At 29.3% G+C, this 19,774-nt stretch carries 13 protein-coding genes; 1 reads left to right on the top strand and 12 read right to left on the bottom strand.

The window, feature by feature from the left end:
• Positions 1–78: 78 nt before the first annotated feature.
• Positions 79–1,239 carry a tRNA guanosine(34) transglycosylase Tgt gene (gene tgt / locus BMY79_RS04380; RefSeq protein WP_022747651.1) on the bottom strand — a complete coding sequence of 387 codons (1,161 nt, stop codon included), beginning with the start codon at positions 1,237–1,239 and terminating at the stop codon, positions 79–81.
• A gap of 233 nt (positions 1,240–1,472) precedes the next feature.
• On the opposite strand from tgt, the gene aroC reads away from it, so the two are divergent.
• On the top strand, positions 1,473–2,573 hold the full coding sequence (gene aroC, locus BMY79_RS04375) for a chorismate synthase (protein ID WP_027422118.1): 1,101 nt from the start codon (positions 1,473–1,475) through the stop codon (positions 2,571–2,573).
• Between the two features lie 179 nt (positions 2,574–2,752).
• Here aroC and BMY79_RS04370 read toward each other — a convergent pair whose 3' ends face one another.
• The 11 genes from BMY79_RS04370 to BMY79_RS04320 form a co-directional block, all read right to left on the bottom strand.
• The gene (locus BMY79_RS04370; RefSeq protein WP_027422117.1) at positions 2,753–4,048 is read right to left on the bottom strand and encodes a dicarboxylate/amino acid:cation symporter; all 1,296 of its coding nucleotides are present in this window, start codon (positions 4,046–4,048) and stop codon (positions 2,753–2,755) included.
• A 379-nt stretch (positions 4,049–4,427) separates the two neighbouring features.
• Positions 4,428–5,039: an HAD family hydrolase gene (locus BMY79_RS04365; protein ID WP_022747655.1), complete on the bottom strand. Its 612-nt coding sequence runs from the start codon at positions 5,037–5,039 to the stop codon at positions 4,428–4,430.
• Positions 5,040–5,112: 73 nt separating this feature from the next.
• Complete coding sequence (locus BMY79_RS04360) at positions 5,113–6,477, bottom strand: MATE family efflux transporter (protein ID WP_022747657.1); 1,365 nt, start codon at positions 6,475–6,477, stop codon at positions 5,113–5,115.
• Positions 6,478–6,608: 131 nt separating this feature from the next.
• Positions 6,609–8,795, bottom strand: coding sequence for a regulator of G-protein signaling domain-containing protein (locus tag BMY79_RS04355; protein ID WP_074730473.1), 2,187 nt, complete (start codon positions 8,793–8,795; stop codon positions 6,609–6,611).
• Positions 8,796–8,811: 16 nt separating this feature from the next.
• On the bottom strand, positions 8,812–9,618 hold the full coding sequence (locus BMY79_RS04350; RefSeq protein ID WP_074730472.1) for a tetratricopeptide repeat protein: 807 nt from the start codon (positions 9,616–9,618) through the stop codon (positions 8,812–8,814).
• A 93-nt stretch (positions 9,619–9,711) separates the two neighbouring features.
• Complete coding sequence (locus BMY79_RS04345) at positions 9,712–10,995, bottom strand: DUF5716 family protein (RefSeq protein WP_074730471.1); 1,284 nt, start codon at positions 10,993–10,995, stop codon at positions 9,712–9,714.
• Between the two features lie 57 nt (positions 10,996–11,052).
• A complete protein-coding gene (locus BMY79_RS04340; protein ID WP_074730470.1) occupies positions 11,053–14,622 on the bottom strand; it encodes a DUF5717 family protein in 3,570 nt (1,189 codons plus the stop codon).
• 72 nt (positions 14,623–14,694) lie between these two features.
• Complete coding sequence (locus BMY79_RS04335) at positions 14,695–17,139, bottom strand: HAD-IC family P-type ATPase (protein WP_022747666.1); 2,445 nt, start codon at positions 17,137–17,139, stop codon at positions 14,695–14,697.
• Positions 17,140–17,411: 272 nt separating this feature from the next.
• Complete coding sequence (locus BMY79_RS04330) at positions 17,412–18,668, bottom strand: peptidase U32 family protein (protein ID WP_022747667.1); 1,257 nt, start codon at positions 18,666–18,668, stop codon at positions 17,412–17,414.
• A gap of 53 nt (positions 18,669–18,721) precedes the next feature.
• Positions 18,722–19,366, bottom strand: coding sequence for an O-methyltransferase (locus tag BMY79_RS04325; protein WP_029067477.1), 645 nt, complete (start codon positions 19,364–19,366; stop codon positions 18,722–18,724).
• A gap of 11 nt (positions 19,367–19,377) precedes the next feature.
• Positions 19,378–19,773 carry an endolytic transglycosylase MltG gene (locus tag BMY79_RS04320; RefSeq protein WP_022747670.1) on the bottom strand — a complete coding sequence of 132 codons (396 nt, stop codon included), beginning with the start codon at positions 19,771–19,773 and terminating at the stop codon, positions 19,378–19,380.
• Between the last annotated feature and the right edge of the window lies 1 nt (position 19,774).

Here is a 19,774-nt window from a genome sequence, read left to right as displayed (position 1 = left end):
ATTCTATTCATAATAAAATATGACTAGACACAAATACATATTCATTTTACACAAATTTTAAAAAGGATACAAGTTTTTTTAGTTATTTTCTTGCTCTTTTTCACGATTAATTTGTCCCATATTGTATAATTTTTCTTCTTTATAACTTTTAAATCTACCTTCTTCAAGTGATGTACGAATTTCTTCCATCATAGTGTTATAAAAATATAAATTATGTAATACGCAAAGTCTCATTCCAAGCATCTCTTTTGCTTTCAATAAATGACGAATATATGCTCTTGAATATGACTGACAAGCAGGACAAGAACATCCCTCTTCGATAGGTCTCATATCCTTTTCATATTTCTTATTAAACAAATTGATTTTGCCTTGATTTGTATAAACATGACCGTGACGACCATTTCTACTTGGATATACACAATCAAAGAAATCAATTCCACGTTCTACACCTTCTAAAATGTTGGCCGGAGTACCAACTCCCATAAGATATGTTGGTTTATTAACTGGTAAATGAGGCACTACCGCATCTAGCACACTATACATTTGCTCATGTGATTCTCCTACTGCAAGTCCACCAACCGCATATCCATCTAAATCCATTTCTGAAATTCTTTTAGCGTGATCAATACGAATATCATCATAAACAGCACCTTGATTTATACCAAATAATAATTGTTCCTTATTAACTGTATCCTCAAGTGAGTTAAGTCTTGCCATCTCTTTTTTACATCTTTCAAGCCATCTTGTAGTTCTTGCTACTGAATCAATTACGTACTTTCTTTCAGCTAATGCCGGTGGGCATTCATCAAATGCCATGGCAATTGTTGAGCCAAGGTTAGACTGAATTTGCATACTTTCTTCTGGTCCCATAAAAATTTTACGGCCATCTATATGTGAATTAAAATACACACCTTCTTCTTTGATTTTTCTAAGTTGTGCTAATGAAAACACCTGGAATCCGCCTGAATCTGTTAAAATTGGTCTATCCCAATTCATAAATTTATGTAAGCCACCAACTTCTTTTATAAGTTTGTCGCCTGTTCTAACATGTAAATGATAAGTATTAGAAAGTTCCACTTGACATTTAATATTTTTTAAATCATTTGTTGAAACTGCTCCCTTAATAGCAGCAACAGTACCAACATTCATAAAAACTGGAGTCTGAATATCTCCATGAGTTGTATGAAATACGCCTCGTTTTGCTCTTCCTTCTTGCTTCAATAATTCGTATTTTGCCATTATTGATCTCCTTTTTTCTCTACTTGTGATAACTTAAGTTCAATTTCTAAAACACAGTTAGACGAACCTTTAGAAAAATAAAATTATATTCTTCCAAAATGAAACCACTGAAGTTTAATTATATACCCTTTGCGCCATTTTTACCACACCATAATATAATTTTTTATTTTTATTCATTTTTATTTCTATTTTTGTTATAATTATAGTTAGTTTTAATAAAAGGAGATTTTAATATGGCAGGGTCAATTTTTGGGAAAAATTTCACTATTACAACATGGGGCGAATCTCATGGTAAAGGTCTAGGTGTTGTTATTGATGGATGTCCAGCTGGCTTAGAGCTTTCTAGCGATGACATTCAGGTATTTTTAGATAGACGCAAACCTGGTCAATCAAACATCACAACACAAAGAAAAGAAGATGATAAAGTAACTATTTTATCTGGTGTTTTTAAGGGACAAACAACCGGAACACCTATTTCTTTAATTGTAGAAAATACTAATCAAAAATCGAAAGATTATTCACAAATTGCAAACTATTATCGTCCTGGTCATGCTGATTTTGGCTTTGACATGAAATACGGTTTTCGTGATTACAGAGGTGGTGGCCGTTCTTCTGGTCGCGAAACTATCGGTCGAGTTGCTGCTGGTGCAATTGCGAGCAAAATTTTAAATCAACTAGGTATTAACCTACTCTGTTATACCAAATCAATTGGCGGAATAAATATTGATTATGCTAATTTTGATAAAGATTTTATTAACAAAAATAAATTATATATGCCTGATCGAAATGCTTACGAAGAGGCAGATACCTATTTAGCAAAATGTATCGAAAACAAGGATTCTGCTGGTGGAATAATTGAATGTGTAATCGAGGGAATGCCAGCTGGTATCGGCGAACCTGTTTTTGACAAATTAGATGCTCAACTTGCTAAAGCAATTTTTTCTATTGGTGCTGTAAAAGGATTTGAAATCGGAGATGGATTTGAAGTTGCACAATCAACTGGTTCGTATAATAATGATGCTTTTTGTATAATTAATAATGAAATTTCTAAAAAAACAAATCATGCAGGCGGAATTTTAGGTGGAATGTCTGATTCAAGTCCTATCATATTTAGAACAGCTATTAAACCAACACCTTCTATCGCCTCAAAGCAACAGACAATTACATGTGATGGCGATGAAATAGAAATTTCAATTACGGGACGTCATGATCCTATTATTGTTCCTAGAGCCGTTGTCGTAGTTGAATCAATGGCTGCAATTACTGTTTTAGATTTACTTCTCGAAAATATGCATGCTCGACTAGATTCTATTGAAGAATTTTATATGAGATAAAAAATATTATACTGTACTATAAAACATCATACAAATCTCAATAAAACCACAAAAAATACCGACCTCCAATCGTTAGATTTTTGGTCTAACTTTTGAAGGTCGGTACATTTTTACGAAGTACGGTCTTTTTCGTTTCTTATAATATAATAATTTAATTAAAATTCATTACGCTTATTATCTTATGCTTCTTCATTACACTCATGCATTGTCATCTGTGTCTCTGTAGAATTCCATGATTCTAATTTATTTTTTAAGATATTTGATACAACAACTGCGCATGAAGCATCACCTGTTATGTTAACTGTTGTTCTACCCATATCAAAAATACGATCCACACCTGCCACAAGAGCAATTCCTGCAATTGGTAAACCAACTGACTGTAATACCATAGCTAACATTATCATACCTGCTCCTGGAACTCCAGCTGTACCAATTGAAGCAAGTGTTGCTGTTACTACAATTGTAAGCAGTTGCATTGGTGTCATGTGAATTCCAAAACATGAAGCAATAAATATTACACAAACACCTTGATAAATTGCTGTTCCGTCCATGTTAATAGTTGCACCAAGTGGTAATACGAATGATGAAACTTCTTCTTTTACACCAATTTCTTTTGTACATTCTAAGTTAAGTGGTAATGTACCTACTGATGATGCACTTGAAAATGCGAATAAAATTGCAGGCATCATACCTTTGAAAAATTTAATTGGGCTTGTTCCACCTAATGTACCAACTGCTACTGAATAAACAATAATTGCATGAAGAATATAAGCAACATATGCTGCTAATAATACCATTGCTAAAGAACCGATAATTGTTGGACCGTTTTTAGCAACTACAGGCATTAATAAACAAAATACACCAATTGGAGATAATTTTAGAATCATTTCCATAGCTTTCATGAAAATGTCATTTGCAATCTCTATTGCTTTTATAGCTGGTTGTGCTTTTTCTCCTGAAAGAATAACTGCAAAACCGAGAATCAATGCCATAACAATTACTTGTAACATATTAGCTTCAGTAATAGGAGCTAAAAAGTTTGATGGAAAAATATTAACAATTGTATCCATTACAGACTGACCTTTTTGAGCTGCATATGTAACACCTTTGGGTGATATTAATGGAAATGCCCCTGAAAAGATATTAGCTACTCCCAAACCAATTGCTGTTGCAAAAGCTGTTGTACAAAAATAATATAAAAGAGTTAGTCCGCCAACGGCACCTACTTTTTTAATATCTCTCATTGAAACAACGCCTGCCATTATAGAAAATAGAACGATAGGTCCTACAATAAACTTAACTAAATTCAAGAAAATAGTACCAAATGGTTGAATGTATGTCTCTGCAAAACCTGCATTCTTACCACATGCTAAACCACATACAATAGCTAAAACTAAAGCTATAAATATTTGCATTGCAAGCGATAGTTTTTTTCCTTTTTTCTTAGATGAATTAACACTTGTATTAGTATTCATTATTTTGTTTCCTTCCTAGTCTCTGACTACGTGATTTTTCTTATATTAGTTTACTATAAAAGGACATTATCGTCAATTGGTTTTTGAATTTTTATCTTTTCAAATATTCATTGATGCTTTTTTATACATATTATTTTTTTATGTTTTTACCTAATTATCAACATTTCGTCCTAATATATTGTCTATCTTTTATAAGTAATTCATATTAAAAAAATGTGTTTTGCAAGTTTATTTTATATTTCTTGCAATTTTATTTATTTTATATATTTTTTCAAGAAAAAAATCCTGTTCTTACAGTTTACTTAATATCAAGGCTAAAACTGAGGCATTTTAGCGCGATATCTTGTCTTGTAAAAACAGGATTTGTAGTTTTATATTTTTAATTTAATTCTAAGAATTTTTTTAACTTATTGATATCACCATCAGCATAGCAATAACCGTCCATTCCAGCTGCTTTTGATGCTGTGATATTATCTTCTAAATCGTCAATAAATAAACATGTTGATGGATCTAGATTAAATTTTTCAAAAAATCTAACGTAAATTTCTCTTTGTGGTTTTAATAATTTTTCTGGTGCAGAATAGAATACACCATCAAATAAATCTGCATTAGGTATAACTTCCTTATACATTTTAGGTAAACGTGCACTTGCATTTGACAAGATATATACATTATGTCCCTTATCTTTTAATGCTCTAACCACTTCACCCATTTCATTGTTTGGTTGCATACATACTTTATTCCATGTTTCAAAACTTTTTCTGCCGACTTCTCTAGCTTCATCAGTTTCAAAACGATCTAACATTCTTTGAAGAGCTTTCTCCTCTGTGATTAGACCACCATCAAGCATTTCCCATTCAATTGAGTTAAATATGATTAATCTAACCTCTCTGATAATTTTTTCATCATCAGTAAATTGTCTTGCTGCTGCATCTGAATCATATTTTACTAAAACATTTCCCATATCAAATACAATATTCTTATATTTCATTTTAAGTCTCCTTTATTTATATATATTCATGCCATTTTAGATAATAATAACATGGTAAATAACAGATGTATTTTTACCTATTATCATTATGGTATATTTTTTTAAGAATTCTTGGTTGCATAATTAAAAAGTAAATCAATACAAGTATTGAAACAAGAGTCCAACTTATAGGATAACAACTTAATATTTCCTGCAATGAACCACCTGGTACAATAAATTTTACCCAAACTGCTCTAAATGCACATATTCCTAATAAATTAGCAATCGTAGAAACCATTACATAATTTTCTGCTCTAAGTGTTGCAGATAAAATTTCTGCAATAGCAAACACGCTATAAAATGGTGCTAAAATTTTTGAAATCGAAACTCCAACTTCAATAACTTTTCCACCATCAGCAAACATCCTTAACAATACCGGAGCTAAAGTTATAAAACCAATGGATAATACTATGCCTGTACATACTTCCATAAAAATAACCTGGCGAGTTGCTTTTTTTATTCTATCTGGCAATCCAGCACCGTAATTTTGTCCAACAAATGTTGTTATTGATACTGAAAATGCTTGATTGACCATCCACCACAATGCATCTACTCGTCCATACGCTGTCCAAGCTGCAACTACGCTTACTCCCATCTGATTAAGAGATGTCTGTACTATCATATTCGAAACCGAAAACATACTTCCGGCTATTGCTGTAGGTAATCCTATTTTTAAAATCAAACCTAAAGTATTAAAATTAATATGCATTCTTTTCATAGACAATTTCATATTAGGCGTCTTTTTCATTAATAGGTATGTTATTAGAAATGCACTAAATGCCTGTGAAATATCTGTCGCAAGTCCTGCACCAAAAACACCTAGTTTTAATTTTACAACAAAAAGTACATCTAATGCAATATTTAAACCACAACATGCAATTAAAATATACAAAGGACGTTTAGAATCTCCAATTGCGCGCAAAATACCAGAACCAATATTGTATATCAATGTAAACACTAATCCAACAAATAACGTTCTTACATATAAAACAGAATTAGCCATTAGATTATCTGGTGTTCTTAACAGAACCAAAAATGGTTTTACTGCAAAGAAACCGATTGCTCCAAGGGCTAATCCTCCAACGACAGCAAAAGTATATGCAGTATGTAATGCATCATCTACTCTATCATATTCTTTTGCGCCAAAATATTGTGCAATAATTACTGTTGCACCTGTTGCTAACCCCATGAAAAAAGTAAAAACAAAATTTAATATTTGTCCTGAGGAACCACCTACACTAGCAAGAGCTCTTGCTCCAGCAGATCGACCAACTATCGAAGCATCTACTGTATTGTATAGTGTTTGAAAAAAGGCTCCTATTAATATTGGAAAGAAAAAAATTAAAATTTGTTTCCAAATAACTCCTGTGGTAATATCATTTTTTTTATTAACTTCCATTTTACACCTCAACAAAAACACTTTTTTAGCAAAAAACAGTATAACATATTTACAAGTGTCTTCATAGGGAAGCAACAGTATTTTAATATTATTTAATACGATATTTATTTATCTTACATTTATGAAAATTTTTAAACAACCGTTTTTGGCTTATCTCTTCTTCTTGCTTGCTCAAGTCCAGAAATATTAGGATTCCATGGCACATCCACAACTAATTCCTCTATTGCTGCACGTCTCCTTGGATTTTTAGCTTCTTCTATTTTTTCTTGTTCTTCTTGTTCACGCTGTCTTTCTTGTTCTTCCTGAAGATGCTTTTTGGCCTGTTCCTGAGCTTTTAATTTCTTTCTCATGTCAATTTCTTTATTTGCCCTAACTCGAGCTGCCAAAATATCAGCTTGTGTCATAACCTTTGGTTGTTCTTTCTTAGCATGATCATTATTATTTTCTTGTTGTTCATCTTTATTTTTTGTCATTTTATTCTTTTCATTTTTAAAAGTCTCTATGATATTTGTTTCTGATTTTACTGTTTTATTATTTTTATCGTTTGAAAATTTTTCAACAGCATGATCACGTAATTCTTTTGCATCTTTTTGTAACTCTTCTATTTTCCTTGCTTCTTCTTGTTCTCTTAATCTTTTTTCGATTTCTCGTTGTTTTTCTTCTTTTTCACGACGCTTCTCTTCAGCAATTCGAGCTTCACGTTCTTTTCTTTCTTTTTCAATTCTTTGAAGTTCTTTTTGTCTTTTTTCTTCCTTTATCTTATCCTTCTCTTTTTGCTTTATTTCTTTTATTTCACGTAATTCACTTGTTGCTCGATTTACAGCATCATAAATTCCTTCACTAGCAGTTTTCGAAACAAACTGATCTTTATCAAACTCATTGATTCTGTCAATTTCATCTGCTAGCTCCATAAAATCACTGTTTTCATATCGGCTATATGCAGAATTCTTTGCCATTTTTATACTTTCAGCCGTTTTTTCTTTTGCCTGTTCTCTCGTATTTTTAAAATTATCAATAAACTCTTCTGAATCAACACCTATCAAATCTTTAAACTCTTCTTTTGGGGCACCTTTTTCAGCTGTTTTTTCAGGAGCATTCTCTTGTTCTTTTGTAGAAGTTTTACTGATTAACTTGCTTTTTTCTTGTTTTAATTTACTTACTTTTATTGCACCATCAGTGTTATCTTCATTAAGCATATTATTAATTTGATCAATTATATCACCAATAAAAATTGAATTTTGTCCCATCTGAGCGACCTTTGAATCAACGTCCTTTTTTATAATATCAACTGCATTTTTATTGTATTCAATAGATTGTTTTAATTTAGAACGTCTGTTGACCAAACTATGCTTAATTTCTATCATCTCTTTTTTTTCTGCAAAAGATTCAAAGTATTTATTCCAAAATTCTGGATCTGTTAAATCTAAATCTTCTATTAAATCATGTAATTTTTCTGTATAGTATATTAAATCATCTTTTATTTCTTTAATTTGCTTTCTTTCTTTGCAAATTGCATTGTATTGTTCCCACAGATATAAAAATTCATACGAATTTTTAACTTTATATTTTTCTCTAGAAAATCTAACAGCATTTGTCGCATTAACATATTTTAATTTAGCTCTATTTTCAAGAATAATGGCTTGCTTCGTATTTACCTTCGATTTTCTAATATTAGTAGTTGTATCTTGAAAACGAATTATAATATATCCCACCGATAAAACTGCAATAAAGCCTGAAAGTATCATATATTTTTGCACATCCATATACAATGAAAAATAAGACACCGCAAGAACAATAAGTATTACTCCAAATATCACAGTCAAAAAAACTGATAAATATCTTAGTGTTCTTTGCTCTTTGATACTACATTCTTCTATATCACGCCATCTTATTTTTTCGCCTTCTAAATAATTCATATCTTTTTTTGCCGAATCTTGAAATGCTTCATTATTCTGCAAACGTTTTATTGCTTTTGGGATCTCTTCTTCGTTAGATTTAAATTCCTGAAATCTTTCTTCTGGTAAATCATGTTTCTTCTTTAAAATTTCATCTTTTGTATTATACAACTTTACAATAGATTTAGCTGCTTCTTCTATTGGCTCTTTTTTTTCTTTTGGTAATTTTTCAAACTCCTCTACGTCTTTTAAATATGACGATACAACTTTTAATTCATCTCTTGTATCAATTATATCTTTTGCAATTTCTATCATATGCTCACATTGATCTACTACATATTGTTTGACATCTTTAGATGAACTTCTAGTGCTATCATCAACTTGAATGTTCGCTTTGTTCCTTTTGCTTTTTTTAAACAACATTTTCTTCAACCCCTTGTCAGCTACATAATTTTTTATATTCCTTTTTTAACTCCAAAATTAAATTCTTAACATTTTCTTCCTTTTTCTTACTATTTTTTTCAGTAAAAACCAAATCTGAACTATCATTTAAATAAAAATCTTCAACATTTTTTTTAATTTCAGACAAAATGACTGTGTCTACATCATATTCTTCGGCTATTTCATAGAATTTCTTTTCATTTTTTTCACAAAAAGCTGCATACAAACTCATTTTTAGTGAATTTAAATTTGCAGTCAAAGAATATGCCTTTAAAAAACAATCAATAGCTTCATTAAATTGAAATAATCTTGCATATGCGCTTCCTAAATTATGCCAAATATTCCCAATAAATCGATCATCCATTTGTCTCTTTCCGGTATAGGAAAGCAATTTATAATAATTTTTTATGCTCCTTAAGATTTTATCCGATTTTAATAGCTGATCTGCTTTTAATTTTTCAACTTCAAGTTCAGATTTTGTTTCTAACTCAATTAATAACTTTACTATATTATCATTTTCAGAGGCTGATAAATATCCAACTCTATCTAATAAAATATTAACAAAGCTTGATACTCTATTATTTTTCTTTAAATCTTGTCTTAATTCATCTGCTAATAATTTATCCCCTATTTCCATTTCAATCCACGTACACAATTCTTCCGAAATCATTGTTTTGTCAACCAAAAAAACATTTTTTTTGATTAAATATACCAATTCTTCTAAACTATATACATTTTCTGAAACATTTTCCCAAAAATAAGGAACTTTAGCTAGCAAGCTAGTACATAAAATTAATTCTCCCATGGTTACTTCCTTTTCTTAACTATTATGCTTTTTTTGTTAAAATTTACATTGGCTTTTTACTTTTGCCTTTACGCTGGTTTTATATAAATATTTTTAAGCTGGCATTTTCATAATATAATGCCAAGACTTATTTGATGATTTATAGATATCACCAAATCCCATATCTTCTACATAAACATCTACGGAATCATTAGAAATAGGTGTTGCTACAATTTTGATTCTTGTAGCCTTATCTTCTCTAATTGGCAAATCCTTCAACGTAATAGCTTCTATCTTTGCCTCTCTGCATTCTGGTAACTGCTTCCAAAAATCAACAGTATTTCCTTTACTCAAAATCACTTCGCACGTAGATTTAGCCTCATAATAATTTTCTCCTGCACTTATAAGAGTCAAAAATTCCATTTGATTACGATTTTGAACCTTAATACTTAAATTGAATTTAAAATCATTTTCACCAAAATAAACGTAATTGATATCTGAATTTTTACATTTCAACATTGCAGTATAACATGCACCCTTAGAAAATAAATTTTTTCCAATAAAAACACGTCTTCCTTTACACAAAAATTGAATTGATTCTAGAAGCCAATTTCCATCAAATCCATTACCCACAAGATATACCGAGGTAACATTTTGTCCCGACATTTGCTCCTTTAAAAATTCGCAAAATTCTTTATCTTCTCCCGGTGTAAATTGTTCAACTTTTTTATAATCTATATCCACAATGATTGGTTTGGTTTTGTTACTTTTTGATAATTTATATACTTCTAATGTATCCCTTGATGCGAAAAAAAGCATCACATTGTTTTGAAATAGTTGAATTGATTGGTTAATCATGTAATAATAAAAACTTTCCTTATAGTCTATTATTTTAAAAGTATTATTATCATAGCCCAATTTAAAACCAATATTCTCAAAAATTTCATATATATATCTATCTATTTTTTTCATAGAAATTACAACTTTAGGTTTTTGATTTAAGCCAAAAATTTTACTTGGCAAATTGATTATTTTGCATAAAAATATCTGAAGAAGATCTTTGCCCTCATATATTTCATCAAAACATTCATAAGTTTTATCCATGTTTTCTATTCTAAAAAAATCTTTTACAGCAAAAATCTCCTCTTCTCGTTCAATATACTTTATTGCCTCTTCTCCATATAACCAATTTGTGTCGTTTCGGTTTTTTGCAAGAATTAGTGGTATTTGATACACATCACTTCCATAAGTCGTACTAACTGTCTCAGGCGTATCTAAATCACTGCAATAATAACTAACCATCGCATATTCTGAATTTAGGTCTATTCCAATATAATATTCATTTTCTACAGTCAAAATATTATTATCTTCAATTTTTCTTGTATTAAATATTTCCATATTTTAACATTCCCTCCTTCGAATATATTCAAAGTGAATTCAAATTATTTATACCTGTTAAATCACAGTAAAAATTTTTGTAGTCAATTCATCTAAATTCTGATAATCACTAAGTTCCTTCTCAATTTGCTTTTCTTTTAATCTAGATGTAATAACTATATCATTTAAGCGATTATAACGATTATTACCGTTTGTATTTCTAAGGTCGTAATTATTTATAGTATTATTTTTTAATAACTTATAACCTTCATTATTTTCTGTGAAAATTTTGTAACTTATTGTTTCACCAAAAAAAGCTGTCACTCCCACACAGTAAATACCATTATAGATTTCACGCATTGCCTTGATATTTGGTTTATGTTGAGATTCTGATGTTTCAAATCCATTAGATATTTTGTACTCTATCATAATGTTTTCATGTTCTTCGCCTTTAAATTCAATATAAACCTTATCTTTAATATGGTATTTTTCTACAATTTTATTTGGTAATGATTTATAGAATTCAAATTTCAAATCCTTTATAAGTAATTCTTCTATAATCTTATCAATAAACTCCTCATTTTCTTCTAAACTAGTATAAATTGAATAGTATTTAATCAAGCCTAGCTTACAAATATCATTTATTACTAAACCTTTTTTTATGATATTTTCTACCATTCTCACAATATATTCTGTAATTTTATTATTATCAGCAAAAAAATCATACATCATTTTCGTTAAATATGCTTCGATTATAATTTTTCTGCCATCATGCTCACAATAGTTCTTAAAAATCTTATTTTTCATCGGTAAATCAATAGACGTATAAATGATATTACTTAAAATATTTTCTTCAAGTTTATTTGTTTTAGATGTAATATCATGTGCAATACTCCATAAATTTGCCATAATTGTAGTTGGTCCATTATAATTCAAGCATAAAAATTCAATTATTTCTTCATTATAGTGTCCAGATTTGAAGACTCTTAATGATAAATCAATTATCATCTTATTGTCTGTTCCACCATTGTTTATTAAGTATCTTGTAATCCCTACTTCATCGCTAGGTTTTAAAAGATCGATTCCTCTTCTTTTCAAAAGTTCGACAGCCTCACCATATTCTTTGTATTTCACATAAAACTCAGCTAAGCGTTTAACTTTTTCTCTACTTATGTAATTATTATTTATTTTTTTCAAATAACTACTACATTTTATTGTATCCTCAATCTTATCATAATAAACAACTTGTTTATAATACAATTGATTCAAAACTTTTTCAGAAATGTCTCCATTTTCTAAAAAATCTAATTCTTCATACTCATTTTTAGGCGCAAGTTCCCCTTTTTCAGCTACATACATGAAATAATTTTGATTTTGGAAAACACTATCCATAATCACCTTTTTATATTTTTCTAGATTAAATAGCGGTTTTATTTCACACTCAATATTTTTACCATATCTCTTTCCTTGTCTATCTTCAAAAATAATCTCGTATTCGTCAGAAATATGGTAGAAATAGCCCTCGCCTTCATTTAATCCAATCTCTAAAGGGGCATCTTTCCAATTTTCATATACGTAAATTCGTACTATTTCTTTACTATTTACTATTATCTTGTTTGTAAAAAGTAAATTAGATAAGAAATTTGTAATTTGTAAATTGATTATTTCTGGTCTAAAAATTTCTTGGTATATTATCGCATAATTTTCATTAATATGCTTTTTCTTTAATTCTTCAAACGCAAAATTACGAATTATATCTTTATATTTTTCAAATGTAGCAGGATCACTGTCCTTTTCAAGAATAATATTTTTATATAACATAGCTAACTTTTTCTTTGGAATATTATTCTCATATTGAAAATATCTTTTAACCATATCTGGTAATTCTGTCATATCTTTGTCTGTTGCCGAAAGTAAAAATGCCTCATACAACTTTGTAATTCTCAAATTATAATTTACACCTAATTCATACCATTTATGATATTTTTCTCCATATTTTTGTGCTTTAATTAAATAGCTACAAATTACTGACAAATAATTTTCTTTAGGATAATTTTTATAACCTTCCTCCATTATTGAAAAAATCTTAAAATCAAATTTCTTTACAGTATTTGCAACTAAAAAGAATTGATCCATTACCTCTTCTGTAAAAGCTTTATTCCTAAGTGCCCAAATTAAGACTTTAGTTTCAAAATCATCTATCTTATCTAATAAAAAAGGGTCTTGCCAAATAATATAATATGCTTCACTAAAAATATAAGGAGAATTTTTCCCAACACCATCCCAATATTTCAATGCTTTGAATTTTTCGCTTGGATTTTCTATATATTTTGCATTCAAAAAAGACAATGCCCAGAAAAGAATTACATTTCCTGGATATTGCTTATATAATTTTTCTATTTTTTCTTCACATTCATCAACATTTGCTGGCTCTCTCTCAAATAATGTATGCAAAAATAAATAATAACCATATTCTGGAATATTTTTGTTATCAACTTCTCTGTCAAATTGATCTAATATTGCATTGGCTTTCTCAATTTCATGATTATAAATATAAATTTGCGCCATCATTAACTTGTAAAATAATTTATTATTTTTTTCAATCATCATTAAATGATGTAAAATATTCAATGTTTCATTTGCCCATGCACCAGTACCGATTCGTTTTAATCGATACTGTACATATAATTCCATCAAACCAACTTTGTAATCCTTAATTTGATGCTTAACCGATTCTACGATTTCTTTAAAGTCATCATTTTTTTGTGCGATTACTTCGACTTCTATTTTCTTATTTACATTTTGCAGTATGATTTTTCCGAAATTTTTTCCCTCATGCATTTTTTCTTCACTTAAATAAAATGCATACTGCAACGTTGTTCCCATAAAATCATCTGTAGTAATTTTAGTTTTACACAATTCAATAAATTCACTATCTGTAGAAATTGTAAATTCTAAATATCCCCAGGTAGTTTTATGTATTTCAATATATTCTTTTATTTTATCTGTAACGCCAAAAAAATTATACTTATTTTTTGCGACATCAAAATCAATTTTCTCTTTTTTCCCAGAAGCAATTAAAAATTCTTCCATATTATGACTATTATGTTCTTTTATATTTAAGCCATCATAAATCATAATTAATTTATTTTTATATTGCACCTTGGTTTTCTCTAAAATATTCTTTGTAAAAAAAGGTGAATAAAATATACGCAAAGCTTCATTCCAATTTGCTTTAGATAGTTGCACAAATTCATCTAAATTATATAACTTACCGATTGCAGAATTCACATATTTTTCAACAACTGTAACATGAAAATGCAAGCTTGTTTCTACATGATTAACTATAAAATAAAATTCTCCCGTAGAATTATTTCCTATACGTAGCCCTTTTGCATCAAAACAGTATCTAATACACTGTTTATTTCCTATAACTTCCGAATTAATACACTTCATTCTGCAATTAGTCGAAAATACCTTTCCACCTATTTCTTCAGTTTTATAACCTTTAAATTCTATAAAGAATTCTCCCTCGTATACTTCATCTTCGAAAACTTCTATTGCTATATTTTCCGCAGAAAATGAAATACTTGTATTAGGATTATAAATCTCTCCCCTAGCTATTTTTCTTATCATTTTTTGCATCATATCACCCACTTCTCCTCGATAAATAAAATTATAAACTATTTATAAACTCTATTCAACTAATTAGTCCTTTTTTTACAAAAAACTCTTTATATTATCTCTAATTTTAGTTAAAAATGTATTATTGCGCACAAATTTATGCACTTTATCAAATAATAATTCTAGGCAACTATATAACTCAGCTGCAACAAAAGTAAATAAAACTATTATTAATACTCCCTTTTTATCAATTTTATTTATCGCAAAAACTTCATTCATTAAAATCATCATTAATAATAATCCTATTGCTAACAGAATTATCATCAACAAATGTTTCTTTTTAAATGGATTAATCACTTTATAAAGCACTATAAATCCAATTATAGCAACAAGAATAGTCGCAGATGTAGACAAAATTCTATATTCAACATTAAATTCTCTACAAAATACAGCTAAACCACTCACAACAAAAAAATTCGTCAACGCTGCTGGTACAGCTTTCATAAATACTTTTGAAAGGAATTTTTTTTGTATTTTTTTATTATTTTTTTCTAAAGTAAGCAAGAATGTAGGTATTCCTATTGTAAATAAACTAATTATTGTAACTTGTGATGGCAACAACGGATAATTATATACAAATATCAACGAAAAAATTGCTAACAATAACGAGAAAATATTCTTTGCAACATACAATATTGCAGTTTGTTCAATATTGTGTACAACACGTCTTCCTTCTTTTACGACTAAAGGAATTTTTGAAAAATCTCCATCTGTAATTACTAGTTGAGAAATTTGTGCAATAGGACTTTTCCCTTCTGTAACCATTGCAATACTACAATCTGCCTCTCTTAAAGCAAGCACATCATTAATACCATCTCCAACCATTGCAACTGAATGTTTATTTCCTTTTAAGGCTTTTATAAGTTCCTTCTTTTGATATTCTGAGGTTCTTCCAAAAACAGTATACTCTTTTACAGCCTTTTTATAGTCTTCTTGGTTCACAAGTTTTCTCGCATCAATAAATTTATCTGCTCCTTCAATTCCAACTTTATTTGCAATTTTTGAAACTGTGATTGGATTATCTCCTGAAATCACTTTAATTTTTGTTCCGTTTTCTCTAAAAAAGGCAAATGTCTCTTTTGCATTTTTTCTAATAGGATTTGATAAAAATACTACTCCTAGCGGAATTGCTTCTTCTGTCAAATCCTCATTTTCAACTAACTCTCCTAAATATTCTGCAAAAACTAGTACAATTAGTCCTTTTTGTGAATATCTTTCAATCTCTTCTCTGTATTTTTCATAATTATCTCTTAACACATTTTCAGCTGAACCTAGTACATAATTTTTTCCACCCAAATTCATGCCAGAATATTTCATTTTAGATGTAAAATTAACTTTTTTACCAACCTCTACATAATCTCTTTCTGTAAAAAAGCTCTTTAGTGCGTATGTCATTTCAGTAATTTCATCGCTATTGTAGACAAATTGCCCCAACATATGACTCAAAGTTGCTCTACTAATTTTGTCATCTAATGTAGTATAACCTTTAACTTTAATTTTGTTATCTGTTATAGTACCCGTTTTATCAACACATAAAAAATCTGCTCTTGCTAATTCTTCTATACTTTTCATATCATGAATAATTACTTTATCTTTAGCTAATCGTAAACTTCCAATCGCCATAGTAACACTTGCTAGCAAATATAATCCTTCTGGAATCATACCAATCAAAGCAGCAATCATGCTTTTTATAGCCATGTCAAATGGTGCTTTATTATAAATGAATGATTGAATAAATAACGCAATCGCAACCGGAATTATAATTATACCTATTGTTTGAATCAATTTATCCAATGCTACTGTCATTTCTGACTTTTTAGAACTTTTTTCTTTAGACGCTTCCATTATTAATTTAGAAATATTAGAATCCTTACCGACCTTATCTATTTTTGCAAAAGCTTGTCCATCTATAACCCAACTTCCAGACAATAACATCTTACCTTCAACTTTGTCCACATGACACGACTCACCTGTTAAAATTGATTCATTAACTTTAAGTTTGCCCTCCACAACAATAGCATCAGCTGGAATAAGATCTCCTTTTTTAAACAACACTATATCATCTAAAACTAAATCCTTTGATTCTATATTATTTTTTTTAGCATCACGAATGACTATATATTTTGATTTATTGGTAAACTTTAATTTAGATAATTGTTTCTTCGAATATAATTCTTGAGCAACTCCAATCGATGTATTTGCTATAATGATAGGTAAAAAGATTAAATCAGACCAACCTCTTACCAAAATAAGTAGAATTGTCATTACGAAAAAAATAAAATTAAAGTATGTATAAACATTTGATTTTATTATATCATTCAACGATTTAGTATATGGCTCAACTGTCTTGTTAACCTTACCTGCTACTATTCTTTTATCAACAAGACTAGCTGACAAACCCGTTCTTGGATCTGCATAAACTCTATCTATAACTTTTTTATTTTCTCCAAATTGCTTGTCTGTTTCCATTATGTCTGCCATGTATGTCCTCCCTTTTTGAGAATAATTGTACATAATCGTAATGCGCCTCTTACATTCTACCACATTACATATACAAAATAAAACTCTATCTAAATACGTTTGAATTTTACGTAACTTAGATAGAGTTATTTATTCTAAAATCTTAATATTTTTTATTATAATCTTGTAATTTTATAATTTTATAATTTTGTAATTTTGCAATTTTATAATTTTGTGATTTTATAATCTTGTAATTTTGTAATTTTGCAATCTTATAATTTTGCAATCTTATATTACTCTAAATTAATTTTTGCATCTTCTTCTTGTCTACGGATAATATCGTATGGTTCTAATTCTACGCCTAAATCAATATAAAGAATTTCTTTTGGATGTGGAGCAGATTCAACATCTACGCCTTGTTCATTAACGATTCTTCTAACTTGAACAGGTATGTTATCACCATTTGGTTTCATAATTTCAATTGTTTCACCAACAGAGAATTTATTTTTTTGTTCAATTCTATATAAACCTTGTTCGTTCTTACCTTCGATTAAACCAAGGTATGTATAACCCTTAATATATGTATTATTATCATAAATTTGAGCTTCTTCACTTGGTTTACCATAGAAGAAACCAGTTGTAAATTGTCTATATGTACAATTTGAAATCTGATCTAAATACCATGGCATATTTTCCTGATATTTTTCAGGTGATTCTAAATAATCATCGATAGCTTTTCTATATGTTCTAGCAACTGTAGCAACATATAAAGCTGTTTTCATTCTTCCTTCAATCTTTAAGCTATCTACACCCGCATTAATCAAATCTGGAAGATGTTCTACCATACATAAATCTTTTGAATTAAAAATGTATGTACCTCTTTCATTTTCATATACTGGTAAATATTCACCTGGACGTTTTTCTTCAACAATTGCATATTTCCATCTACAAGGATGTGTACACGCTCCATGATTAGCATCACGACCTGTAAAATAATTTGATAATAAACAACGTCCTGAATATGAAATACACATTGCACCATGTACGAATGCTTCGATTTCAAGTTCACTTGGGATGCCTTCTCTAATCTGTTTAATTTCATTTAAAGATAACTCTCTAGCAGCCACAACACGAGTTGCACCTAAATCATGCCAGAACTTATATGTTTCAACATTTGTATTATTTGCTTGTGTACTAATATGTCTTTCAATCTCTGGGCATATTTCTTTAGCCATCATAAAGATACCTGGATCAGCAATTAACAATGCATCTGGTTGATAAGGAGCTAAATCTTTGATTTCTTTTAAATATCTTCTTACTCCTTCTAAGTCATAATTATGCGCTAAAATATTAATTGTGACATATACTTTTACACCACGCTCATGTGCAAATTTAATTCCTTCCGCCATGTCTTCCATAGAGAAATTTTTTGCCTTTGCTCTTAAACCAAATGCTTCACCACCAATATATACTGCATTTGCACCATATATAACAGCAACTTTTAAAACTTCTAAACTGCTTGCTGGGCATAATAATTCAATATCTCTCATTTTAAAATTTCCTCTCATATGTTTAAAAAATCTATTTTAACTATCTTATAGTTTTAATCCTTAAATGTTGTAACAGTAATACCATCGCCTATTGGCATTATCGAAGTTACAAGCTTCTCATTATGTGTTAGCTCGTATAAGTATTCTCTCATACGTTTATAAATTGTACGATTTCTACGATCAATCATATAATGCGATTCGATTATATCTCCATCTTGAAGCACATTATCAGACACTAATACACCATCTTTGCTTAACAAACGTAATACATCAGGCATAAAATTAATATATTGACCCTTTGCAGCATCCATAAAAATCAAATCAAATTCACCATCTAACTCTTTTAGTATCTCGGTTGCATCACCTTCAAGCAAAGTAATCTGCTCTTCTTTTTTTGCTCTTTCAAAATTCTTTTTGGCAATTGGTATCCTTTTTTCATAGTTTTCTATTGTGACAATTTCACATTCTACTGGATTATACTCCGCCATCAAAATAGTCGAAAACCCAACTGCTGTGCCAACCTCTAAAATTCTCTTAGGCTTTTTTATCTGTAACAATAACTTTAAAAAACTCTGCATTTCCTTACGTATAATTGGAACAAAGGACTGCAGAGCTTCTTTTTCTATAGTGTCTAATATTTTTGTGTTACTAGATCCAAGAGAATTGATGTAGGTCGTCAAACGTTCATCTACTATCATTTCACATTCTCCTACTGTGTCTGGATTTGTTTCTCTGAAGTTTCATTTTGCTTAATCATCTTATTGATAATTTCATCAACACTCATAGAAGTATTAAGCACATATGTACCCGGTCTTACTTTAGACGATAAGGATACCATTTCACTTTGAATCCAAAAAAGGTTACTGTCTTTTATTAAACCTTTTTTCTTTAATAACTCTCCTATTTCTTTATTCGACATACCAGATTTAATTACAATTTTAACTTCTTTTCCCTCTCCTTTGGTAACTGATTCATCGTTAAAAAGACTGTATCCAAATCCGTATGCTTTTCCTGCAAAATGAGAAAGAACATACACTAATAAAAGAATTATCATAATACTAAATGCAATTTTAATAAAATTAAACAGTACCTTATTGATATTCATA

It is taken from the genome of Lachnobacterium bovis, from assembly GCF_900111325.1.
GTDB classification, from domain to species: domain Bacteria; phylum Bacillota; class Clostridia; order Lachnospirales; family Lachnospiraceae; genus Roseburia; species Roseburia bovis_A.
This window is presented reverse-complemented; position numbering and strand designations above follow the sequence as displayed.